20 protein-coding genes are annotated in these 18,794 nt (G+C 47.8%); 12 read left to right on the forward strand and 8 right to left on the reverse strand.

The window, feature by feature from the left end:
• The 4 genes from AC9UG7_RS05630 to AC9UG7_RS05645 all read right to left on the reverse strand — a co-directional run.
• Window positions 1–330, reverse strand: a 330-nt coding sequence (locus AC9UG7_RS05630; RefSeq protein WP_509585367.1) for a hypothetical protein, incomplete at its 3' end; no start/stop codon positions are given.
• A 171-nt stretch (window positions 331–501) separates the two neighbouring features.
• Window positions 502–1,407, reverse strand: coding sequence for an NAD(P)-dependent oxidoreductase (locus AC9UG7_RS05635; RefSeq protein WP_509585370.1), 906 nt, complete (start codon window positions 1,405–1,407; stop codon window positions 502–504).
• Window positions 1,408–1,426: 19 nt separating this feature from the next.
• Window positions 1,427–2,245: a 2-keto-4-pentenoate hydratase gene (locus AC9UG7_RS05640; RefSeq protein ID WP_509585372.1), complete on the reverse strand. Its 819-nt coding sequence runs from the start codon at window positions 2,243–2,245 to the stop codon at window positions 1,427–1,429.
• 6 nt (window positions 2,246–2,251) lie between these two features.
• Window positions 2,252–2,704 carry a nuclear transport factor 2 family protein gene (locus tag AC9UG7_RS05645; protein WP_509585375.1) on the reverse strand — a complete coding sequence of 151 codons (453 nt, stop codon included), beginning with the start codon at window positions 2,702–2,704 and terminating at the stop codon, window positions 2,252–2,254.
• Between the two features lie 206 nt (window positions 2,705–2,910).
• Between AC9UG7_RS05645 and AC9UG7_RS05650 the strand changes: the two genes are divergently transcribed.
• From AC9UG7_RS05650 to AC9UG7_RS05685, 8 genes are all read left to right on the forward strand, one after another.
• On the forward strand, window positions 2,911–3,894 hold the full coding sequence (locus AC9UG7_RS05650) for a sialic acid TRAP transporter substrate-binding protein SiaP (protein ID WP_509585378.1): 984 nt from the start codon (window positions 2,911–2,913) through the stop codon (window positions 3,892–3,894).
• Window positions 3,894–4,433 carry a TRAP transporter small permease gene (locus tag AC9UG7_RS05655; RefSeq protein ID WP_509585381.1) on the forward strand — a complete coding sequence of 180 codons (540 nt, stop codon included), beginning with the start codon at window positions 3,894–3,896 and terminating at the stop codon, window positions 4,431–4,433. The genes AC9UG7_RS05650 and AC9UG7_RS05655 overlap by 1 nt, the downstream gene beginning before the upstream one ends.
• Window positions 4,434–4,440: 7 nt before the next feature.
• Window positions 4,441–5,841, forward strand: coding sequence for a TRAP transporter large permease (locus tag AC9UG7_RS05660; protein WP_509585384.1), 1,401 nt, complete (start codon window positions 4,441–4,443; stop codon window positions 5,839–5,841).
• 12 nt (window positions 5,842–5,853) lie between these two features.
• Complete coding sequence (locus tag AC9UG7_RS05665; protein WP_509585387.1) at window positions 5,854–7,380, forward strand: UxaA family hydrolase; 1,527 nt, start codon at window positions 5,854–5,856, stop codon at window positions 7,378–7,380.
• 426 nt (window positions 7,381–7,806) lie between these two features.
• Window positions 7,807–9,111 (forward strand): 3-oxo-tetronate kinase, encoded by a 1,305-nt coding sequence (otnK, locus tag AC9UG7_RS05670; protein WP_509585390.1) that lies wholly within the window; start codon window positions 7,807–7,809, stop codon window positions 9,109–9,111.
• Window positions 9,108–9,803 carry a class II aldolase/adducin family protein gene (locus AC9UG7_RS05675; protein ID WP_509585392.1) on the forward strand — a complete coding sequence of 232 codons (696 nt, stop codon included), beginning with the start codon at window positions 9,108–9,110 and terminating at the stop codon, window positions 9,801–9,803. The genes otnK and AC9UG7_RS05675 overlap by 4 nt, the downstream gene beginning before the upstream one ends.
• A gap of 29 nt (window positions 9,804–9,832) precedes the next feature.
• The gene (gene otnI / locus AC9UG7_RS05680; protein ID WP_509585394.1) at window positions 9,833–10,723 is read left to right on the forward strand and encodes a 2-oxo-tetronate isomerase; all 891 of its coding nucleotides are present in this window, start codon (window positions 9,833–9,835) and stop codon (window positions 10,721–10,723) included.
• 119 nt (window positions 10,724–10,842) lie between these two features.
• Window positions 10,843–11,274 (forward strand): helix-turn-helix domain-containing protein, encoded by a 432-nt coding sequence (locus AC9UG7_RS05685; protein ID WP_509585397.1) that lies wholly within the window; start codon window positions 10,843–10,845, stop codon window positions 11,272–11,274.
• A 116-nt stretch (window positions 11,275–11,390) separates the two neighbouring features.
• Here AC9UG7_RS05685 and AC9UG7_RS05690 read toward each other — a convergent pair whose 3' ends face one another.
• Window positions 11,391–12,569 carry an acetyl-CoA C-acetyltransferase gene (locus AC9UG7_RS05690; RefSeq protein WP_509585399.1) on the reverse strand — a complete coding sequence of 393 codons (1,179 nt, stop codon included), beginning with the start codon at window positions 12,567–12,569 and terminating at the stop codon, window positions 11,391–11,393.
• A 244-nt stretch (window positions 12,570–12,813) separates the two neighbouring features.
• Here AC9UG7_RS05690 and AC9UG7_RS05695 point away from each other — a divergent pair, with 244 nt between their 5' ends.
• Both AC9UG7_RS05695 and AC9UG7_RS05700 read left to right on the forward strand, forming a co-directional pair.
• Window positions 12,814–13,047, forward strand: a complete 234-nt coding sequence (locus AC9UG7_RS05695; RefSeq protein ID WP_509585401.1) for a Kazal-type serine protease inhibitor family protein — start codon at window positions 12,814–12,816, stop codon at window positions 13,045–13,047.
• Complete coding sequence (locus AC9UG7_RS05700) at window positions 13,047–14,750, forward strand: N-acyl-D-amino-acid deacylase family protein (protein WP_509585404.1); 1,704 nt, start codon at window positions 13,047–13,049, stop codon at window positions 14,748–14,750. Before AC9UG7_RS05695 ends, AC9UG7_RS05700 begins: the two co-directional genes overlap by 1 nt.
• 76 nt (window positions 14,751–14,826) lie before the next feature.
• Here AC9UG7_RS05700 and AC9UG7_RS05705 read toward each other — a convergent pair whose 3' ends face one another.
• Window positions 14,827–15,129, reverse strand: a complete 303-nt coding sequence (locus AC9UG7_RS05705; RefSeq protein ID WP_509585407.1) for a hypothetical protein — start codon at window positions 15,127–15,129, stop codon at window positions 14,827–14,829.
• Window positions 15,130–15,378: 249 nt separating this feature from the next.
• Between AC9UG7_RS05705 and AC9UG7_RS05710 the strand changes: the two genes are divergently transcribed.
• On the forward strand, window positions 15,379–15,507 hold the full coding sequence (locus tag AC9UG7_RS05710; protein ID WP_509585410.1) for a hypothetical protein: 129 nt from the start codon (window positions 15,379–15,381) through the stop codon (window positions 15,505–15,507).
• Between the two features lie 251 nt (window positions 15,508–15,758).
• Complete coding sequence (locus tag AC9UG7_RS05715) at window positions 15,759–17,051, forward strand: MFS transporter (RefSeq protein WP_509585413.1); 1,293 nt, start codon at window positions 15,759–15,761, stop codon at window positions 17,049–17,051.
• Window positions 17,052–17,113: 62 nt separating this feature from the next.
• On the opposite strand, the gene AC9UG7_RS05720 is transcribed toward AC9UG7_RS05715, so the two are convergent.
• Both AC9UG7_RS05720 and AC9UG7_RS05725 read right to left on the reverse strand, forming a co-directional pair.
• A complete protein-coding gene (locus AC9UG7_RS05720) occupies window positions 17,114–18,085 on the reverse strand; it encodes an NAD-dependent epimerase/dehydratase family protein (protein ID WP_509585416.1) in 972 nt (323 codons plus the stop codon).
• A 36-nt stretch (window positions 18,086–18,121) separates the two neighbouring features.
• Window positions 18,122–18,688 carry a DUF1003 domain-containing protein gene (locus AC9UG7_RS05725; protein ID WP_509585419.1) on the reverse strand — a complete coding sequence of 189 codons (567 nt, stop codon included), beginning with the start codon at window positions 18,686–18,688 and terminating at the stop codon, window positions 18,122–18,124.
• Window positions 18,689–18,794: the final 106 nt, after the last annotated feature.

Consider the following 18,794-nt stretch of genomic DNA (forward strand, 5'->3'; position numbering starts at 1 on the left):
CAAGGAATATTCCTTACTGACAGCTATTTTTTCCTCCACTTTATTAGGAAGACGTTTAATTTTTTTGGTCGACGTGACGCTGCCAGATGGCTCAATCACAGGTGCAGTATTTGTGTTCTTGCTGACCTCAAGTGTCGACGTAGGTTTTTTCGACAAATGAAGCTCCTTGATCATTTGATGCAGTTTTTCTGTATCCGCTGTACCCAACCAAACCGCTGCATTGCTTCTGATGGCTTCAATTTCAGCATAAGGACAGTCTTTGCCGTGATTTAACAACCACTCTAAGGCTTTTTTTTCTCTTAACTGCACATCATTGATGGCATAGGACAAATTTCTGAAATCTGCTGCTTTACAAGCAGAAGCGCTTTCCTTGGCTGTGTTCTGATCTTTTGTTTTTGTTTGCGCTATGCAAGTCAAACACATCACGGCAAATACACACAATGAGAGGAACCGCAACATACAAAGCTGATTGAAAAAATTGAAAAACATCACTGGCCAACATCAAAATTTGTGCGAAGGCGGCAAGCCGTTTTGGGTGGCGACAAAGTCCGCCAGCATGGGCACATATTTTTGTGCAAAGCCTTGCGCTTCCATACCAGCAAAAGAATTTTTCACCATCGATTGAATCGGATGTAAGGCACCGATGTCGTTTGCCAGACTGCTTAAATAACGCATGTCTTTATGCGCGTTGCTGATGGTGAATTTGTGGGCATTCTCATCGCCGTTCATTGTCCATTTCATGAAAGTATCGTAAAAAGGACTGCGCATGCGACCCGATCCAATGACTGCATGAAATTGGTCTTGACTCAAACCGGCTTTGCGGGCGATAGACAAGGCTTCTGAAAACAGTGCTGCATAACCCATGGCAATGAAGTTATTGATTAACTTCATGGTGTGTCCCAATCCAACCGGTCCTAAATGCACAATATTGCCAGCCCAACACTCTATGACAGGTTTGACCTTGGCGAATATCGCATCTGGGGCGCCCACCATAGCGTCCAAGGTTCCAGCCTCTGCTTCAACGGGTGTGCGACTCAAGGGTGCGTCAATAAAATGCATGCCATGACTCTCAGCCAAAACAGCCATTTGTTTGGTTGACACGGGATTAGAGGTCGAGCAATCAATGATGATCAATCCTTTTTTGGCGCTTGCCAATATGCCCTCAGGACCGTTCATCAGTGATTCGACTTGAGGGGAACCGGTGACGCACAAATGCACAATGTCACATTGCGAAGCAAGTTCACGCGCAGAATGGGCTTCGCTGGCACCCAAGCCCTTGAGTCTTTCAACAGGTTCACGATTTTTGTGGCCCAAGATGACCAAAGAGTAGCCTTTGGTCACTATATTTTTAGCCATGCCAGCGCCCATCAGGCCGACGCCAATGAATCCGATCACGGGTTTGTTCATGTCAGTACTCCTTTAATCATCAATGGATATGTACCTGCACCTCGGCACATCCAGCAATATCAAAACGCAAATGCTGCCCGGGCAAGGGAAAAAAAGACGCCAACCAGCTTCCAGTCGTGACCCATTGTCCAGCTTTGAAGCGGCGACCGCGTTGTTGGAAATGGTTGGCTATCCAGGCCATAGCCTGCAAAGGGTGTCCCATGACATCACGGCTATGTCCGCTCCCAATGGCCTGATCGTCTACATAGGCTGTACCGGTGGCTTGCCACAAATCGGAAAACTGTTTTTTTTCGATGCGAGAACCAAGAACTGCGCCGTGGTTCCATGCGTTTTCTGCGACCAGACTGAAAAAATGGTGCTTTAAATCAGCGTAAACCGCATGCCTGTCATCTGCAATTTCAAGTGAAGGATACGCACAAGCGATGAAGTCCAATATGGAGTCTGCTGTCCATGGGGCTTTGCGCTCGGGGACATCGGTGGCGAATTGCAAAGCCAGTTCAAATTCAATGATCAGATGTTGATATTTTTTGGCAACCACCGAATGCCCGCTTTGAAATACGGTGTCAGCCAACACACAACCTGAAATGGCATCATCAAAACCCACGAATTCGCGCATCACAGGCGTGGTGATGGCAATCTTGTAACCGCTGACTGCGGTGTGACGAAGTTGACATTGAATATCAATCAAATCGTCTTGTGTGGCATACGCCTCCATCACATCTTTAGGTGCAAAAGAGTCATCCAAGCCGGTAAAACCCTCAGCCTGTTGTTGCTGCCTCAACAACTCCTGAGCAGCCAACAAGGAACCGGGCCATTGAGGTCTTTGAGTATGTGGCATCAGTTGTCAAGGAATCCGTGTGGATTGCCAAGATACGTATTGCATGACACCGTCTTTTTTCTGCCAAATGCTGTGGAAACGAAGCAATACATTCAAATCCTTGTCGTTGACACGCACATCGAAATTACCGTTACCGGTCAAAATAGCAATGCACCCAAAGGTACGCACTTGAACATCCGAGCGACGCATGACTTTGTAAACCACTGCACCTGATCGCATGGATTCGATATAAGTTTGCTTGTTATCGACCACCGAACTGGTGTGCGTATAGACCAAGTCAGGTGAAAATAGTTTTTCCATCGCTGCAAAATCATTGCTCATTTGGGCGGCGTAACGGGCGTCCTCTGCTTTTAATGCTTCGTCTGCCGTGATGTTGTCGCAAGAACCAGCCCAAGCGGACAGGCCTGAAAACAAAGCAACCACCAAGATTGTCAACCAACGTAGAGTAAACCGGTTCATGCCAGCCTCCTATAAAGTAAAGCCTCATCATACGCAGTCCAAATACAAACTGGCATTCAAAATAACCCGCAAGACTGGCTTATAAACATATCTCCAATCAGTAAATTTAATCAACTAACGCCAGATAACTAGGGTTTATCGGTAGGTGGCCAAGCTTGACAAGGTTGTATGGTTTGTAAGAGCTCATTCAAATTGAAAGTCATGTCATGCTGCCCAGAATATCCATCCGTCGCCATTTTCAAGCGATTTGTTTTTTCCTGTGCGTCATACCTGGCACCTTGCTGGCACAGCAAAAGCTAAAGTGGGCGCATGTGTATGAATCTTCCGAGCCCTATCACACTGAATCTGTGTGGGCGGCAGAAGAAATCAAAAAACGTTCCAATGGAAAATTTGATATTCAAGTCTTTCCTGCCTCTAGTTTGGGTAAAGAAACCGATCTCAACCAAGGCTTGATGCTGGGTTCGGTTGACATCATCATCAGTGGGCCATCTTTTGCTGCACGCACCTACCCTCGCTTTGGCATTGCCTACTATCCGTTTATTTTCAGAGACGGTGACCATTTGCTGGCCTATTCCAAAAGTCCCTTGTTTCAGGACATGGTCAACGAGTTTCGTCAGAAAACAGGTATCCAAGTGACCGCTTATACCTACTATGGTGCGCGGCACACCACCGCACAAAAAGTATTCAATCAATGTTCTGACATCAAGGGTTTGAAAATTCGTGTCCCCGATGCACCAGCCTATACCGCCACATGGCAAGCTTGCGGTGCCAACCCGACGCCTATCGCTTTTGCTGAGGTATATCTTGCACTGCAAAACGGGACGGTGGATGCCCAAGAAAATCCACTGACGACGATTGAAGCCAAAAAGTTCTTCGAAGTGCAAAAGTCCATCATGCTCACCGGACATATTGTGGATGGCCTGATTACTTTGGTGGCGCCCCATGTATGGAATACCTTGTCTGCAGTAGAACAAAAAATGTTTACCGAAGTCATGCAAGAAGCAGCCGCCCGCGCCTCTGCCAAGATCAAAAAACGTGAGGCTGAACTGATAGACATATTCAAGAAAAAAGGATTGAATGTGGTGGAAGTCAACCGCAAGAGTTTTCAAGATGCCGTGTTGAAAAATAAGCCTGTTGAAAGCTTGAATCTTTCTAAAGCTGATTACGACCGGATACAGGCGGTCAAATAATGAGCAAAGAAGCAGAACAACTTGCGACGGCCTTTGGCGAAGCCGATGCGCCGGTAGATTTGTCTGGCGTGATTGCCGAAGCGTGGTTGGCGCTAGGCTTTTTTTGGCTGCTGGGACTGACGGTTTTGTACCAATTCATCACCCGGTATGTTTTCAATGACTCGGCAGCCTGGACGGAAGAAATTGCACGTTATTTGCTCATTGCAACTGTTTTCATAGGCGCTGTCATTGGTGTTGCCAAAAATAACCATATACAAGTGGATTTCTTTTACCGCTTCATGCCCGCCAGGCTGTCGCGCTCACTCTCGGTATTAGTCGATGTATGCCGAATAGCTTTTCTGGGTTGCGCCAGTTGGATGACTTGGGAGCTGATGCTAAAGATGGGCAGCTACCAAATGACTATTGTTAATTTGCCTATGAATATTGTTTATAGCGTGGTTCTACTGGCCTTTGTATTGATGACTTGGCGAAGCATCTTGGTCATGCGTCAACATTGGCGCCAGGGCTTCAGTGTGCTTGAACGTCCTGACAACCCATGATCACTGTATGTTAAAAATTATTTTTTTGTTTCTGCTCAGCGGTGGCTTACCAGTTGCCATGGCCATGGCAGCCGCCTCTTTGATTTACCTTTGGCTCAATCCCAGTTCGCCACCGTTTGTGGTAATCCACCGAATGGTGTCAGGCATTGACAGCTTTCCATTGTTAGCTGTGCCGTTTTTTATTTTGGCAGGTAACCTGATGAATACCTCAGGCATCACCCACCGAATTTATGCTTATGCACTGTCTTTGGTCGGATGGCTGAAAGGTGGACTAGGCCATGTGAATGTGGTGGGATCGGTTGTATTTGCTGGCATGAGTGGTACTGCCATTGCAGATGCTGCAGGTCTGGGCACAATAGAAATCAAAGCCATGGTTGACCATGGGTATGAACCTGAGTTTGCGGTTGGCGTTACCGCAGCTTCAGCCACCCTTGGCCCCATCATTCCACCTAGTCTGCCCTTTGTCATTTACGGAATGATGGCCAATGTTTCTGTGGGTTCTTTGTTTCTGGCAGGCATTGTGCCTGGCGGCATCATGGCATTGCTCATGATGTTGACCGTGGCTTACTTTGCGCACAAAAACGGTTGGGGTGGCGACGTTAAATTTGAATGGCCAAAGCTGATCAAGGCGTTGATTGAAACACTGGTGGTCATTGGCTGGCCCCTGATCATTTGGCTACTGGTGACTGACCTTGATATGCCAGCGCAATCGACGGTTTTTATCGGCTTGGTGGTTTTATTTCTCGCCGATAAATTATTCAATTTTCAAGCAGTGCTGCCCATCATGACCCCTGTGCTGTTGATAGGCGGCATGACCACTGGCGTGTTCACACCCACTGAAGGTGCGATAGCTGCTTGTGTATGGGCATTGATATTAGGTTTTGGATGGTACCGAACCCTCAATTTCAAGCTCTTTGTCAAGATCTGCCTTGACACAGTCGAGACCACCGCTACCGTGTTATTCATCGTTGCCGCTGCCAGTATCTTCGGCTGGATGTTGACCGCCACTGGCGTGACTGCCGCCATCGGCCAATGGGTCTTGGGCGTCACCGACCAACCTTGGCAATTTTTATTGTTAGCCAATCTGTTGATGCTGTTTGTCGGTTGTTTTTTAGAGCCTACGGCGGCCATCACCATTTTGGTTCCGATATTGGTTCCCATATGCCGTCAATTAGGCATTGACCCAGTGCACTTCGGATTAGTGATGGTGTTGAACTTGATGATTGGATTGCTACATCCGCCGATGGGTATGGTGTTGTTTGTGCTGGCGCGAGTTGCCAATTTGAGTGTAGAGCGCACCACCATGGCCATACTTCCTTGGCTGGTTCCTTTGCTAGCCAGTTTATTGCTGATCACATACATACCTGCCATTTCACTGTGGCTGCCACATTACATGTCAACCACTTAAAAACCTTTCATCATGTCATTATTCATTCGCCTTCATCCTGACGATGATGTCGTCATCGCCCGCCAACAACTCATGAGTGGTACCACCGTTGACGGTATTGCAGTGCGCGGCTTGATTCCCCCAGGCCACAAAATCGCTACCCGCGCCATCGAAACTGGACAGGCGGTGCGTCGCTACAACCAGATCATCGGTTTTGCAAGTCAGCCCATTGCCATCGGTGAACATATTCATACGCATAACTTGAACTTGGGTGAGAACAAAGGAGACTTCGCACGAGACTATGCTTTTTGTGCCGACGTCAAACCCGAGCCGACCTTGCTACACGCCAATTTCATGGGCTATGTGCGGGCTGACGGCCGTGTAGCCACCCGCAACTACATAGGTATTTTGTCGAGCGTGAACTGTTCTGCTACTGTGGCACGCGCTATCGCAGACCATTTCTCGCGCACCATCAATCCCACAGCTTTAGCAGCATTTCCCCACGTAGACGGGGTGGTGGCGTTAACACATGGGACAGGCTGCGGTATGGACACGCAGGGACTGGGTATGCAAGTGCTGGAACGCACCATGGCGGGATACGCAACCCACCCGAACTTTTCTGGTGTGTTGGCTGTGGGTCTGGGATGCGAAGCCAACCAACTGAAATCGTGGTTATCACACAGTGGTTTACAAGAAGGCAGCACCTTGCAAACCTTCAACATTCAAGACAGTGGTGGCACTGCTAAAACCGTGGCCAAGGGTATAGCGTTGGTGCAAGCCATGTTGCCAGAGGTAAATAAATCAACGCGCACCCCATGTAGCGCGGCGCACCTGATGGTAGGTTTGCAATGTGGAGGTTCTGACGGATATTCCGGTATCAGTGCCAACCCCGCCTTAGGTGCTGCAGTGGATTTGCTGGTAGCCCATGGTGGAACAGCCATTCTCAGTGAAACACCCGAGATTTACGGTGCTGAACATTTACTGACGCGCCGCGCCATCAATCGCGCTGTGGGCGAAAAACTGGTGGAGCGAATTCGCTGGTGGGAACATTACACGGCCATGCATTCGGGTGAAATGAACAACAACCCATCGCCAGGCAACAAAGCCGGTGGGTTGACCACTATTCTTGAAAAATCGCTAGGTGCTGTCGCCAAAGGTGGAACAAGTAACCTGCAAGCAGTTTATGAATACGCAGAAAAAGTAGATAAGCACGGTTTTGTCTACATGGATACACCGGGATACGATCCGGTCAGTGCCACGGGACAAGTCGCTGGCGGTGCCAACTTGATTTGTTTCACAACTGGTCGCGGGTCTGCCTACGGTTGTGCGCCCTCGCCTTCACTGAAACTGGCTACAAACACAGCACTGTGGGAACGACAAGCGGATGATATTGATATCAACTGCGGTGAAATAGTCGATGGCGGCACAACGGTTCAAGCCATGGGAAGAGTCATTTTTGAGCGCATGCTGTCCTGCGCGTCTGGCGAAGCCAGCAAAAGTGAGATGCATGGCTATGGTCAAAATGAATTTGTACCCTGGCAATTGGGTGCGGTCATGTGACTTTTTTGATCGCAAAAGCCGCACATGCAAAAGGTAAGTGATTCACTCAGCCTTGAGTTACTTTGACATGAATGAAAGCCAATCCAGCAATCTGACCGTGCATGGTGTCCCAAACACCAAGTTGGCGATGCAAGGGCGATTCATCTACATACATATGACAATCATGCGGACAGCGTTCGAGCTATGTCTATGTGCAGCCGCTGTTTCACTCGGCAAAAACAATTGCTCACCCAAGTAAATGCTGCCTATGTGTTTGAAACCATTTAGGCACAGTCGTGATACCTTTCAAACATTAGGTATGCTCCATACCATGCAAATGACTGCGACTCAGCCAGTGCTTTCACTTCTAACGTATTTTTGAAAAAATAATTTATATATGCTCCCTATGAAATACCCATTGATCTTTTCTGTTCTTGAGGAGAACACATGAGCTTGTTGCTGGGTTGTATCGCTGACGATTTCACCGGAGCCACAGACCTTGCTAACAACTTGGTGCGTGCTGGTATGCGAGTGGTTCAAACCATTGGCGTGCCGGACGCGCCCCTGCCCTCTGACTGCAATGCCGTTGTGATTGCGCTGAAATCGCGAACCATCGCCCCACAAGAGGCAGTAGCTCAATCGCTTAACGCCCTGCAATGGTTGAAGTCGCAACATGTGAAACAGGTTTATTTCAAGTACTGCTCTACTTTTGACAGTTGGTACCGTGGCGATATTCGCGGAAATATTGGTCCTGTGACCGAGGCGCTGATGCAGGCCTTGGATTGTGACTTCACCATCGCCACTCCAGCGTTTCCGGATAATCAGAGAACTGTCTTCAAGGGACATTTGTTTGTTGGTGATGTGCTGCTGAGCGACAGCGGCATGAAAAACCACCCCCTCACGCCAATGCAAGATGCCAACTTGGTCAACGTGTTGCAAGCACAGTGCAAAAAGCGGGTCGGCCTGATTGATTACCGTTGTGTGACTCAAGGCGCACAAGCCATCAGTCAGCGCATGACAGAGTTGAAAGCACAAGGAATTTCAATCGCTATTGTGGATGCCTTATCGAACGAGGATTTGCTTCGTTTGGGTCCCGCACTTCAAGATCTTTCGTTGGTGACAGCCGGTTCAGGTGTTGCTATGGGTTTGCCCGCGAATTGGGGGATTCAACCTGCGCTTGAGAGCGCCCAATTACCTTCAGCGCATGGCTTGAAAGCCATCGTCAGCGGCAGTTGCTCGTTAGCCACCCAAGGGCAAGTACAACATTTTGTGCAAGCTGGCGGACACACATACCAGCTCGACCCCTTGGCTTGGACCCAGAGCACACCTGCGAGTGAGATCGCGGCACATGTACTCAGTTGGGCCTCTCCTTTGTTGACCCAAGGTCCAGTGCTGGTGTATTCAACGGCGGACGCAGAACAAGTCAAAACCGTACAACAACAATTTGGCACACAACATGTCGGTGAGCAAACCGAGCAAGTGCTAGCGATGGTTGCTCAAGGCTTGGTCAAATTGGGTGTAGGTCAGTTGGTGGTAGCGGGCGGCGAAACATCTGGTGCATGTGTTCAGGCACTCGAAGTCACTCAAATGACCATTGGCGCACAAATTGATCCAGGCGTACCTTGGTGTCATGCACCCAGCAAGTTTTCTGTCCTCGGAAGCATTCATTTGACCTTGAAGTCAGGCAATTTCGGCGGTACAGATTTTTTCACTAGGGCATTTTCTGTATTAGAAAAGGGCGCTTTTGTATGAGTCAACTGTTATCAAAGAGTGACATCAACCAAGCGCGTGAAGAAATATGCCGGGTCGGTCGCAGCCTTTTCGAGCGCGGATATGTACATGCTACTGCTGGCAATATCAGTATGCGACTTGAGAATGGATTTCTGATCACGCCCACAGATGCATGTCTGGGTTTTTTGGATCCTAACGATTTGTCTTGGCTGGACATGAACGGCGTTCAACTCAGCGGGAAGAAAGCCAGCAAGACATTAGCGCTTCATCGACGCATCTACAGTGCAACGCTGACTTTATCTCCTGATACCGCATGTGTCATTCACAGTCACAGCACGCACTTGGTGGCACTGAGTTTGAAAGACCCAGCCATTCAAACTGGCTTGGGGTCAGAGTTATTGGCACCCATCACTCCTTACTTTGTCATGAAAGTAGGTCATGTTCCGCTTATTCCCTATCACAGACCTGGCGATGTGGCGTCAGCCGATGAGGTGGAACGCACGATCACACGTTATGCCGATCACGGACTTGCATTGCACGCCGTCATGTTGTCTCGTCTTGGCCCTAATGTTTGGCACGACAGTCCTGCCCAAGCTATGGCCACCTTAGAAGAACTTGAAGAAACAGCTCGCCTGAGTTTGCTGACTCAGACAACGCCGTTGTCAGAAATCAATATAGAAGAATTGCGGCATACCTTTGGCGCACAGTGGTAACCAATTATTTGAATAACGAAAGAAACCGCATGTTGAAATTTGCTGCCAACCTCTCTTTTTTGTACAACGAATTGCCATTCATGGATCGATTTGCAGCTGCCGCTAAAGATGGTTTCAAAGGTGTGGAATATTTGTTTCCCTATGCGTTCAGCAAGCAAGAAATCGCGGCTGCGCTCAAAGACACCGGCTTGCAACAAGTGTTGTTTAATGCCCCGCCTGCAGGCCATGACCGCGACAGTGCTCAAACCGCGTGGGACTTGGGCGTTCGAGGTACAACTTGTTTACCCGGTCGGGAAGAGGAATTCAAACAGGGGTTTATGTTGGCGCTGGAATACGCGGAAGCGCTCAATTGCCAGCGCATTCATGTGATGGCGGGTCTGGTGCCAGAAGCATTCCGTCTTGCCAGCCAATTACCATTGCATTTATCTACCAGCGCTGTACATGCTTCTCAACCTGGACCCATGCGTAGCACCTATATAAGCAATCTGCGCTGGGCTGCAGAGCAAGCCGCCTCTGTAGGCAGGGAAGTGCTAATTGAACCTATCAATACCCGCGATATTCCGCATTTCTTTTTAAATCGTCAAGATGATGCACATGCGATTGTGCAGGAAGTGGATATGCCCAATTTGAAAGTCCAATTCGACCTCTATCACTGTCAAATTGTGGAAGGCGATGTTGAAAACAAGATTCGCCACTACCTGCCAAGTGGCCGCGTCGCACATTTGCAAATAGCAGGTGTTCCACAGCGCCATGAGCCAGATACTGGAGAATTAAATTATTCTCTACTGTTCAACACCATTGAACAAGTCTCGAAGGAGTGTGGTTGGGACGGATGGCTGGGTTGCGAATACCGCCCTGCACTGGGTGCGGTGTCCAATGGCACTTCAGATGGACTGAATTGGTTGAAAAAAATAAGCTAAATGTTTTTTTTAAAGTCACAGTGTCTTACGCAAAATAAGCAATATCAATGGCTTTAGCCAGGCTCATGTCATGTCTGTCAAAATAGCAAAGTAAAATTTATTATCTTTAGAAAGTATCTATGAGCACCTTTGCAAATCAATTGAAATCAGAAATTGCACGCATATCCAAAAAAGAAATCAAAGCTGAAAATGCTGCTTTGAAAAAAGCTTCTTCAAATTACCGATCTGAAATCGCTGCCCTGAAACGCCGATTATCAGCACTTGAATCTGCCATTGGAAAGCTTGGGAAACTCTCAAGCCAAACTGTTGATGTGTCTAATGACACGTCGGATGAAAAACCTTTGCGTTTCAGAGCCGATGGCTTTGCCAGTCTGCGTAAAAAACTGGGAGTCACTGCCAATGAAATGGGAGCGTTGCTTGGTGTCACTGGACAATCGGTTTACAAATGGGAAAAAGGTACAGCCAAACCCCGTGCCAGTCAGATGAAAGCGATTGCCGCAGTCAGACACATGGGTAAAAAACAAGTGACTGAGTTACTGGCAGGGGAATAAGTGCGGCTTAAATTCGATTTTGTTCAGTGAACAAAATTGAAAAATTATATGCATGGGTCTCACCATGACACTCAAGCTTTGAAAACAGGGCACCTCTTTACGAGCGTGCCCTTTTTTTATCTCTCAATGGTCAGCGACACACCCATACCGCCGCCAATACATAAAGCAGCCAATCCCTTTTTGACGTTGCTGCGCTGCATTTCATGGAGCAAGGTCACCAGAATGCGGCAGCCAGACGCGCCTATAGGATGTCCGATGGCAATAGCACCGCCATTGACATTGACACGCAGTGGATCGATATCCAAAGCCTGATTGACTGCACAGGCCTGAGCCGCAAAAGCTTCATTCAATTCAAACAAGTCCACATCTGCTGCATTCCATCCGGCACGCTCCAGTGCCTTGCGCGAAGCAGACACTGGCCCCATTCCCATGGTTGCAGGATCCAGTCCTGTGGTGGCAAAGGAAGCAATCCGTCCAAGAGGGGTTAATCCCAACTTGCTTGCACGCTCAGCAGTCATCACCATCACAGCTGCCGCGCCATCATTGATACCCGAAGCATTGCCTGCAGTGACGCTGCCAGTTTTGTCAAAGGCCGGGCGCAAACCTGCCAGTGCTTCGGCATTGGTTGTCAAGTTGATGAATTCATCTTGCTCAAAGGGAAGAGGATTTCCCTTTTTCTGAGGTACGAGCACCTGGACAATCTCGTTTTTAAACTTACCTGCAGCTTGTGCAGCAGCCGCTTTTTGTTGAGATGCAAGCGCCAGGGCATCCTGCATATCGCGCGTGATGCCATTTTGCTTGGCTACGTTTTCTGCGGTAATGCCCATGTGGTATTGGTTGTAAACATCCCATAAACCATCGACGATCATGCTGTCAATCATTTTCCATTCGCCCATTCGCTGACCATCGCGTGAATTATTCAATACGTGTGGTGAGGCGCTCATATTTTCTTGTCCTCCGGCAATCACAATCTCGCTGTCTCCATAAGCAACAGCCTGTGCAGCAAGCATGACAGCTTTGAGGCCTGAACCGCAAACTGCATTGATGGTCAAGCCTGGTGTTTCTTGTGCCAAACCTGCCTTCATCAAGGCCTGGCGTGCCGGGTTTTGTCCTGCGCCTGCCGCTAGCACCTGACCCATGATGACTTCGCCGACCATCGTGGAATCCATACCAGCACGAGCCACCACTTCCTTGATAACCATGCCTCCGAGTTCAGTGGCACTGAATTTGGACAGGCTGCCGCCGAATTTCCCTACTGCTGTTCTGGCAGCCGAAACGATAACAATATCTTGCATTTGAAGTCTCCTTTAAATCAAATTTGACTCAATCACACCACATCAGTCTTATAAATTACTTACCAACATCCTTTAATGTTGCCATATGCGCCGTTTTTTAGTCATTCATAATGCCTTCATCCTGCCAAAATGCTCTGAATCTATAACATTTGACCCAGTCGGTACTACAAAATTGAATGGCCGCGCTATGATGAAGTGTGGCTGTCATCTCATATTAACCAATGTTCATTCTCTTTTTTTAATCATGACTCGACTGTTTTTGTCTATGTTCATTTACGCCATTTATTCACACAACGTACTTGCATGTACCAACGAATTTGCTCCCGTCTGCGGATATTGGATGCATACACCTAAGACCCAGACATTCACCAACGTTTGCCAGATGCAGGCTGCAGGTGCCAAGATAAGACATCAGGGAAGCTGTGCAGACCAGTCACCTAAAAAACCATCAACAACACATAGTGCCGATAAAAAATAATGGATACCCTCAATTCGAAACAAATTGATACCTTGATACGTCAGGCTTTGCTATTTGACGGTAGTGGTAACGATCCGATGATTTGCGACATTGCGATTGCGAATGGAAAAATTGCTGCCATAGGGCCTTCTTTGAATTTAACTGCAGCAAATGAAATAGATGCCAAAGGCTTGGCCTTGATGCCAGGCATCATTGATTCACATACCCACTTTGACGCGCAAATCACCTGGGATAACTACGTCAGACCTTCGCCAGCAATGGGCGTGACCACGGCAATCATCGGAAATTGTGGATTTACCATTGCACCTTGTCGACCGCAGGACAGAGAATTGACGATGCGCAATTTAACTCAGGTCGAAGGTATGTCCTTGGAAGTCCTGCAACAAGGTATTACTTGGGACTTTGAAACTTTTCCTGAGTACTTGGCAATGTTAAAAAAGAAACGTTGCGCCATCAATATCGCAGCGTATGTAGGCCACTCCTCCGTACGCACTTGGGTGATGGGCAATGACGCCAACAAGCGTGCGGCAACCTCCCAAGAAATCAGCGAAATGGCTGCCCTGGTTCGTGAAGCCATGTCAGCAGGTGCCATCGGATTTGCCAGCAGCACGAGCCCTGCTCACAATGGTGAAGGAGGCTTACCCATGCCTTCCCGACTTGCCGACGATGAAGAAATGATGCAATTAACGCTGGCCATGAGCAGTCAAGGTGGTGGTGTTTACATGGTGACCAAGGGTGGTCAAATGCCCATGTCTTTTTTGCAATCCCTCTCTGAATCCAGTGGTCGACCTGTCATGGTTGCGGCCTTGTTGCACAACAGCACCAATCCAGATGTTGTTTTCAATGACATGAGGGCTATCACCGAAGCTAACAGCCAAGGCATCCCCTTGACAGGTCAAGTGTCATGTTGTCCATTGACCATGGATTTCACGTTCGCGTCTGCTTATCCTGTGGAAGGCCTGGTCAGTTGGAAGCCAGCCATGGGGCTGACACATTCAGAATTAAAGAAATGTCTGGCTGACAATACATTCAGACAAAACGTTAAAAATGAACTCGCACAAACCACCACTTTTCGCTTATTCAACAATGAGTGGGACAAAGTACATGTGATCCAGACATTCTCAGAAAAGCACCTACCGTTTGAGCAACGTAGCGTCGCTGAACTTGCGCACCAAGTAAAGTCAGATCCGCTGGACTTTGCGCTTGATTTGGCACTATCAGAAGATTTACAAACCGTTTTTACGGCGCAATTACTCAACAGTGATGCATCAGCAGTCGCGCAACTGCTGAACCATCCTCACAGTCTGGTGTCACTAAGCGATGCTGGGGCTCACCTGACATTTTTCAATGATGCAGGTTTTGGTTTGCATCTGCTCGGCCACTGGGCGCGCGATCTTGGCATCATGACCATGGCAAAAGCGGTCTATAAACTCACCGCCCAACCAGCCGCCATCCTCGGACTCAAAGAACGGGGGCTTATCAAACAGGGTTACGCCGCAGATTTGCTTATGTTTGATCCCCGCACAGTAGGGCGCGGTCCCAAGCATCGGGTCTTCGACTTACCAGGCGGAGCAGCTCGCTTGAACACACATGCCACAGGTGTGCATGCCGTTTGGGTAAATGGTCAATTAGTGGCAGACGATAAAGGCTTGCGCGAAAATGCCGAATTGGCAGGCGAACTACTCACTGAATTTAACAAATAGGCTCTAAGCCTCAACTGAGAACGCGGTGGTTTGACTTGTTTATTCTTTGGTTATCAAGCAAGGTTCTAAGCAAAGCCTAGTTACAAATAGCGTGGTTTCCAGGTATGGGAACAGCCAGCCCAAAAATGAACCCGTCTTTCATGATGTTAAAAACCTTACAGGATTTGTTGCCCTTTGGCGTGGAGAAAACCATATTGCATTGTTCAAAGTCACCTTGACCGCGGCCCCATTCGGTTTTGATAAATCGAATTTTTGCTGCTGGCACATTGAACTCCCTGGCCACACCAGCAATGTCATGTTTGCTATAGCCCTTGATCAACTTGCAATTCTCTGGGGTGACGAACAGCATTTCAGGCTGCGTGCGCGAATATGCAGACATTGAGATAAGCAGAAAAAAAAGAAAAGGTATTTGATAAGCCATTTCCTACTTAAAGCATTGAGAAATTTTGACCATTATGAAACAAGTACAGGTTGAATGCCCTATATTCACTGTATGAAATGGATATCGCGTCTTTTTATGCTGGCCTTCTTTAGCTTGGTGCTTATCGTGGTCCTGCTGTTCGCCTCCTTGATGCTCTTGATAGCAACGCTCAGATGGCTTATCACAGGCCAAAAGCCTGGTTTTCACATGCACTTGAACGCTTTGCAGCAATGGAGAAATATGACCTCGCGTCAGTCCCCCGCAGCGTTTGATCCTGACACTGTCATCGAGGCTGAGGTTCGCGAAGTACCCAAAGATCAGACCCGACTGCACTGATAAGATAGGTTTTCCATCACAATATGGGTGAGATCAAACATGCGCATCAATTCCTCTTCCATTCGTGAGCAAGCGCCGGCATCAAAACCCAGCCCTCGCCCTCCTAAAGAAGCCCCCAAAACTGACCGCCAGCTCTCATCCATCAAAAGCCCTCCCCCCAAAAACCATCGGGTGGATATCAAAGCTTGAATTGCTGAGTTTCTTATTTCAATCTACCGTCCAGCGGCAACAGAAGCCTGCAAGGTCACTTTATGAACACACATGCACAAAATTCTTTGCCTGAATTGAGCTCTCCCCCCAACTCCACGCTCAAGATATTGCTAGCAAGTCTGATAGGCACTACCATCGAATATTTCGATTTTTATATTTTCGGTACTGCTGCTGTACTGGTATTTCCCAAGTTATTTTTCACTGCATCCGACGCCCAAGTTGCCATATTGCAATCATTGGCTACTTTCGGTCTGGCTTTTATTGCCCGACCTGTAGGGTCTGCATTGTTCGGGCATTTTGGGGATCGTATCGGCCGAAAAGCAACGCTGGTTGCTTCTTTGCTCACCATGGGTTTATCTACTATTTTGATCGGTTTGCTTCCTTCATATGCTTCCATAGGTATTGCCGCGCCTTTGCTGTTGGCTGTACTTCGTTTTGGTCAGGGCTTAGGTCTAGGAGGTGAATGGGGTGGCGCAATATTGCTAGCCACTGAAAATGCTCCGCCCGGAAAACGCGCTTGGTATGGCATGTTTCCCCAACTTGGCGGCCCTATCGGATTCTTTCTTTCTGGAAGTGCATTTCTAGTATTAACCACCCAAATGAATGAGGCAGATTTTCTGAATTGGGGCTGGCGTATTCCTTTTCTATCCAGTGCGGTGCTGGTCGTGGTGGGTTTGTATGTGCGTCTGAATATTTCAGAAACGCCTCAATTCCAACAAATCATTGCGCAGAAAACACAAGTTAAAGTGCCGATTGTGAGTGTGCTGACGCAACACACCAGTTCTCTTTTATTGGGAATGCTGACGGGTCTTGGGCAATTTGTGCTTTTTTATTTAATCACGGTATTTACCCTCAGTTGGGCCACCAGTTCGCTCGGCTATGCGCGACAGGATTTTCTGATGCTGCAATTGATATCGGTGCTTTTCTTTGGCGCATTCATTCCGTTGTCAGCCAAAATCTCAGACAGCAAAGGCAATACCTATTCGCTATTGATTGGATCTGTAGGAATTTGTGTGCTGGGTTTGTTTCTGGGTTCTTTGTTACAGGCTGGTAGTTTGACTACTGTGCTGGCTTTGTCTTTAGGCATGGCGCTGATGGGGCTGTGCTTTGGACCGCTAGGCAGTCTGATGGCGTCTCTTTTTCCGACAGAAGTGCGTTACACAGGTGCTTCTTTGAGTTTCAATCTGTCCGCTATTGTGGGGGCCTCGTTTGCGCCCTATATAGCCACTTGGCTGGCCACCAACCACGGTTTGCCCTATGTGGGCTACTATCTTTCTGGCATGGCCAGCATCAGCGTCATGGCTTTATTGGCAGTCAAAAAATACAAGCAATAGCTCGTCTATCTTCGCTTCAACATTCTTTACTATCAAAAACAACACTGATCTCTGTCAATACATTACTGCAATTGACTGGCACTGATCTTGTTTTCTACCAACAGTTGTTGAAATCTAAGCAGGGTATCTTCAATGCCTGCTTTCAAAGGGATCTGACCATAGTCTCCAATAAAAGCCTTCAATGGTTCGTCGGAATGGTCCATTGGAAAAGCCAATGGTTGGCCTGTAAAGGCTATGGATGCCTTTGGTGACAGTGCTTGAATACAATCAATACCTTCTTGGACTGTGGCAATTTTTCCGCTCAAGTCAAACACAGGCGCTCCGGTGTGGACTTTGGCCACACTGCGAATGAATGCGCTGGCAACTTCACCGGCAAATAACCAAGATACTTTGCCACTGAAAGGTACGGTGTAGTGCATTCCAGCCGCTGCCGCCAAAATGGCCACCGTGGTTTTTGAAGTCATGCCTTGGTCGCGCCCGACACCATAAACCACGCCTGGACGAATTCCAACACTGTGGACGCCATCTTCCTCTGAATACACCTTGGCCGTTTGCTCATTGCAATATTTGTATGCACCGTATAGCGTGGACATGGCACCGCCATTGTCCAATGCACCATAAGCAGCCACTGAACTCGCATAGGTCAATCGTTGCACGCCATAGGCTTTGGCTGCTTCAAACACATTCACCGTTCCCACCACGTTCACCAATGCACCAGCAACCGGGTCTGCCCGACAAAAAGGAACTTGCAAAGCAGCCAAATGAATAATGGCCTTGGCGCAGCTACGCTCAACGACAGAGTGGACAGACTTCGTGTCAGCGATATCTCCAGCATGCCAAACCACACGGTTCAAGGCTTCGTCATTCATCAGTAGCGAGGGTCGACGTTTATCGATCTGTAAATCAAAAGCATGAACCTGAATACCAGCACGCTCTAACAAGGCCAATACCCAGCTCCCAATACAGCCTCCAGCACCAGTGACCAACACAGGGCCGTCAAACTCACTCGAAGAAACAGGGAAATATTCAAACATCAACAGCTCCTTAAACACATGAGCAATGGTAAGGGGTTATGGTGAGTTTGGAAGTTGTTTTCTTAACAGTTCCATTTGTCCGGCAAGTTGATGCACAGTTTCGATCAAATGCAACAATTCTTTTTCTTTCAAAATATCAATTTTTTCGTGCAGCATTTCAATTTCAAGCTCTGCTTTGACATTGATTTCATAATCATTTTGAGCATGGCGTCTGTCAAGTTCAGATTGTCTGTTTTGACTCATCATGATCGCAGGCGCTGTGTAAGCGGCCTGAAAAGAAAGAAGCAAATTCAAAAGTATATACGGGTAAGGATCCCAAGCACTTGAACCAACGATTGAATTGCCAGCAATCCACATCAAAATAGCTGAACTTTGGAAAATAATAAACCGCCAAGATCCAATCGTTGCCGTCACTTTATCGGCGATTTTCTGACCCAAGCTTATGGGCATTTGTGCGTCGTTATGAACCGATGTCAGAATTTCAGTTTTATCAACATCTGATAGTTGCCGATGCTTTCTTCGGTGAACACGTAATTTTTCGAGATGCTCGCGCTCTTGAGGTGACAGAGGGTGTATAGGGTTGAAATGGCGAGATGAAGACATAATTTCAAGTTAAGTGAAACAGTTCTTCAGACTAGCACTTGATCAGCTAATGGGATTGATTTACATCATCAAAATTTTAATTAATTGATTAGGCATAATTTAAGTC

Origin of the sequence: Limnohabitans sp., assembly GCF_046052765.1 — a bacterium.
GTDB lineage: Bacteria > Pseudomonadota > Gammaproteobacteria > Burkholderiales > Burkholderiaceae_C > Limnohabitans.

Excerpts from the sequence above, each read along its gene's own strand:
- AC9UG7_RS05645 (WP_509585375.1), bottom strand. The coding sequence starts at position 2,704 with ATGAACCGGTTTACTCTACGTTGGTTGACAATCTTGGTGGTTGCTTTG.
- AC9UG7_RS05635 (WP_509585370.1), bottom strand. The coding sequence starts at position 1,407 with ATGAACAAACCCGTGATCGGATTCATTGGCGTCGGCCTGATGGGCGCT.
- AC9UG7_RS05695 (WP_509585401.1), top strand. The coding sequence starts at position 12,814 with ATGACTCGACTGTTTTTGTCTATGTTCATTTACGCCATTTATTCACAC.
- AC9UG7_RS05655 (WP_509585381.1), top strand. The coding sequence starts at position 3,894 with ATGAGCAAAGAAGCAGAACAACTTGCGACGGCCTTTGGCGAAGCCGAT.
- AC9UG7_RS05725 (WP_509585419.1), bottom strand. The coding sequence starts at position 18,688 with ATGTCTTCATCTCGCCATTTCAACCCTATACACCCTCTGTCACCTCAA.
- AC9UG7_RS05700 (WP_509585404.1), top strand. The coding sequence starts at position 13,047 with ATGGATACCCTCAATTCGAAACAAATTGATACCTTGATACGTCAGGCT.
- AC9UG7_RS05660 (WP_509585384.1), top strand. The coding sequence starts at position 4,441 with ATGTTAAAAATTATTTTTTTGTTTCTGCTCAGCGGTGGCTTACCAGTT.
- otnK (WP_509585390.1), top strand. The coding sequence starts at position 7,807 with ATGAGCTTGTTGCTGGGTTGTATCGCTGACGATTTCACCGGAGCCACA.
- AC9UG7_RS05650 (WP_509585378.1), top strand. The coding sequence starts at position 2,911 with ATGCTGCCCAGAATATCCATCCGTCGCCATTTTCAAGCGATTTGTTTT.
- AC9UG7_RS05640 (WP_509585372.1), bottom strand. The coding sequence starts at position 2,245 with ATGCCACATACTCAAAGACCTCAATGGCCCGGTTCCTTGTTGGCTGCT.
- otnI (WP_509585394.1), top strand. The coding sequence starts at position 9,833 with ATGTTGAAATTTGCTGCCAACCTCTCTTTTTTGTACAACGAATTGCCA.
- AC9UG7_RS05710 (WP_509585410.1), top strand. The coding sequence starts at position 15,379 with ATGCACTTGAACGCTTTGCAGCAATGGAGAAATATGACCTCGCGTCAG.
- AC9UG7_RS05690 (WP_509585399.1), bottom strand. The coding sequence starts at position 12,569 with ATGCAAGATATTGTTATCGTTTCGGCTGCCAGAACAGCAGTAGGGAAA.
- AC9UG7_RS05705 (WP_509585407.1), bottom strand. The coding sequence starts at position 15,129 with ATGTCTGCATATTCGCGCACGCAGCCTGAAATGCTGTTCGTCACCCCA.
- AC9UG7_RS05675 (WP_509585392.1), top strand. The coding sequence starts at position 9,108 with ATGAGTCAACTGTTATCAAAGAGTGACATCAACCAAGCGCGTGAAGAA.
- AC9UG7_RS05685 (WP_509585397.1), top strand. The coding sequence starts at position 10,843 with ATGAGCACCTTTGCAAATCAATTGAAATCAGAAATTGCACGCATATCC.
- AC9UG7_RS05715 (WP_509585413.1), top strand. The coding sequence starts at position 15,759 with ATGAACACACATGCACAAAATTCTTTGCCTGAATTGAGCTCTCCCCCC.
- AC9UG7_RS05665 (WP_509585387.1), top strand. The coding sequence starts at position 5,854 with ATGTCATTATTCATTCGCCTTCATCCTGACGATGATGTCGTCATCGCC.
- AC9UG7_RS05720 (WP_509585416.1), bottom strand. The coding sequence starts at position 18,085 with ATGTTTGAATATTTCCCTGTTTCTTCGAGTGAGTTTGACGGCCCTGTG.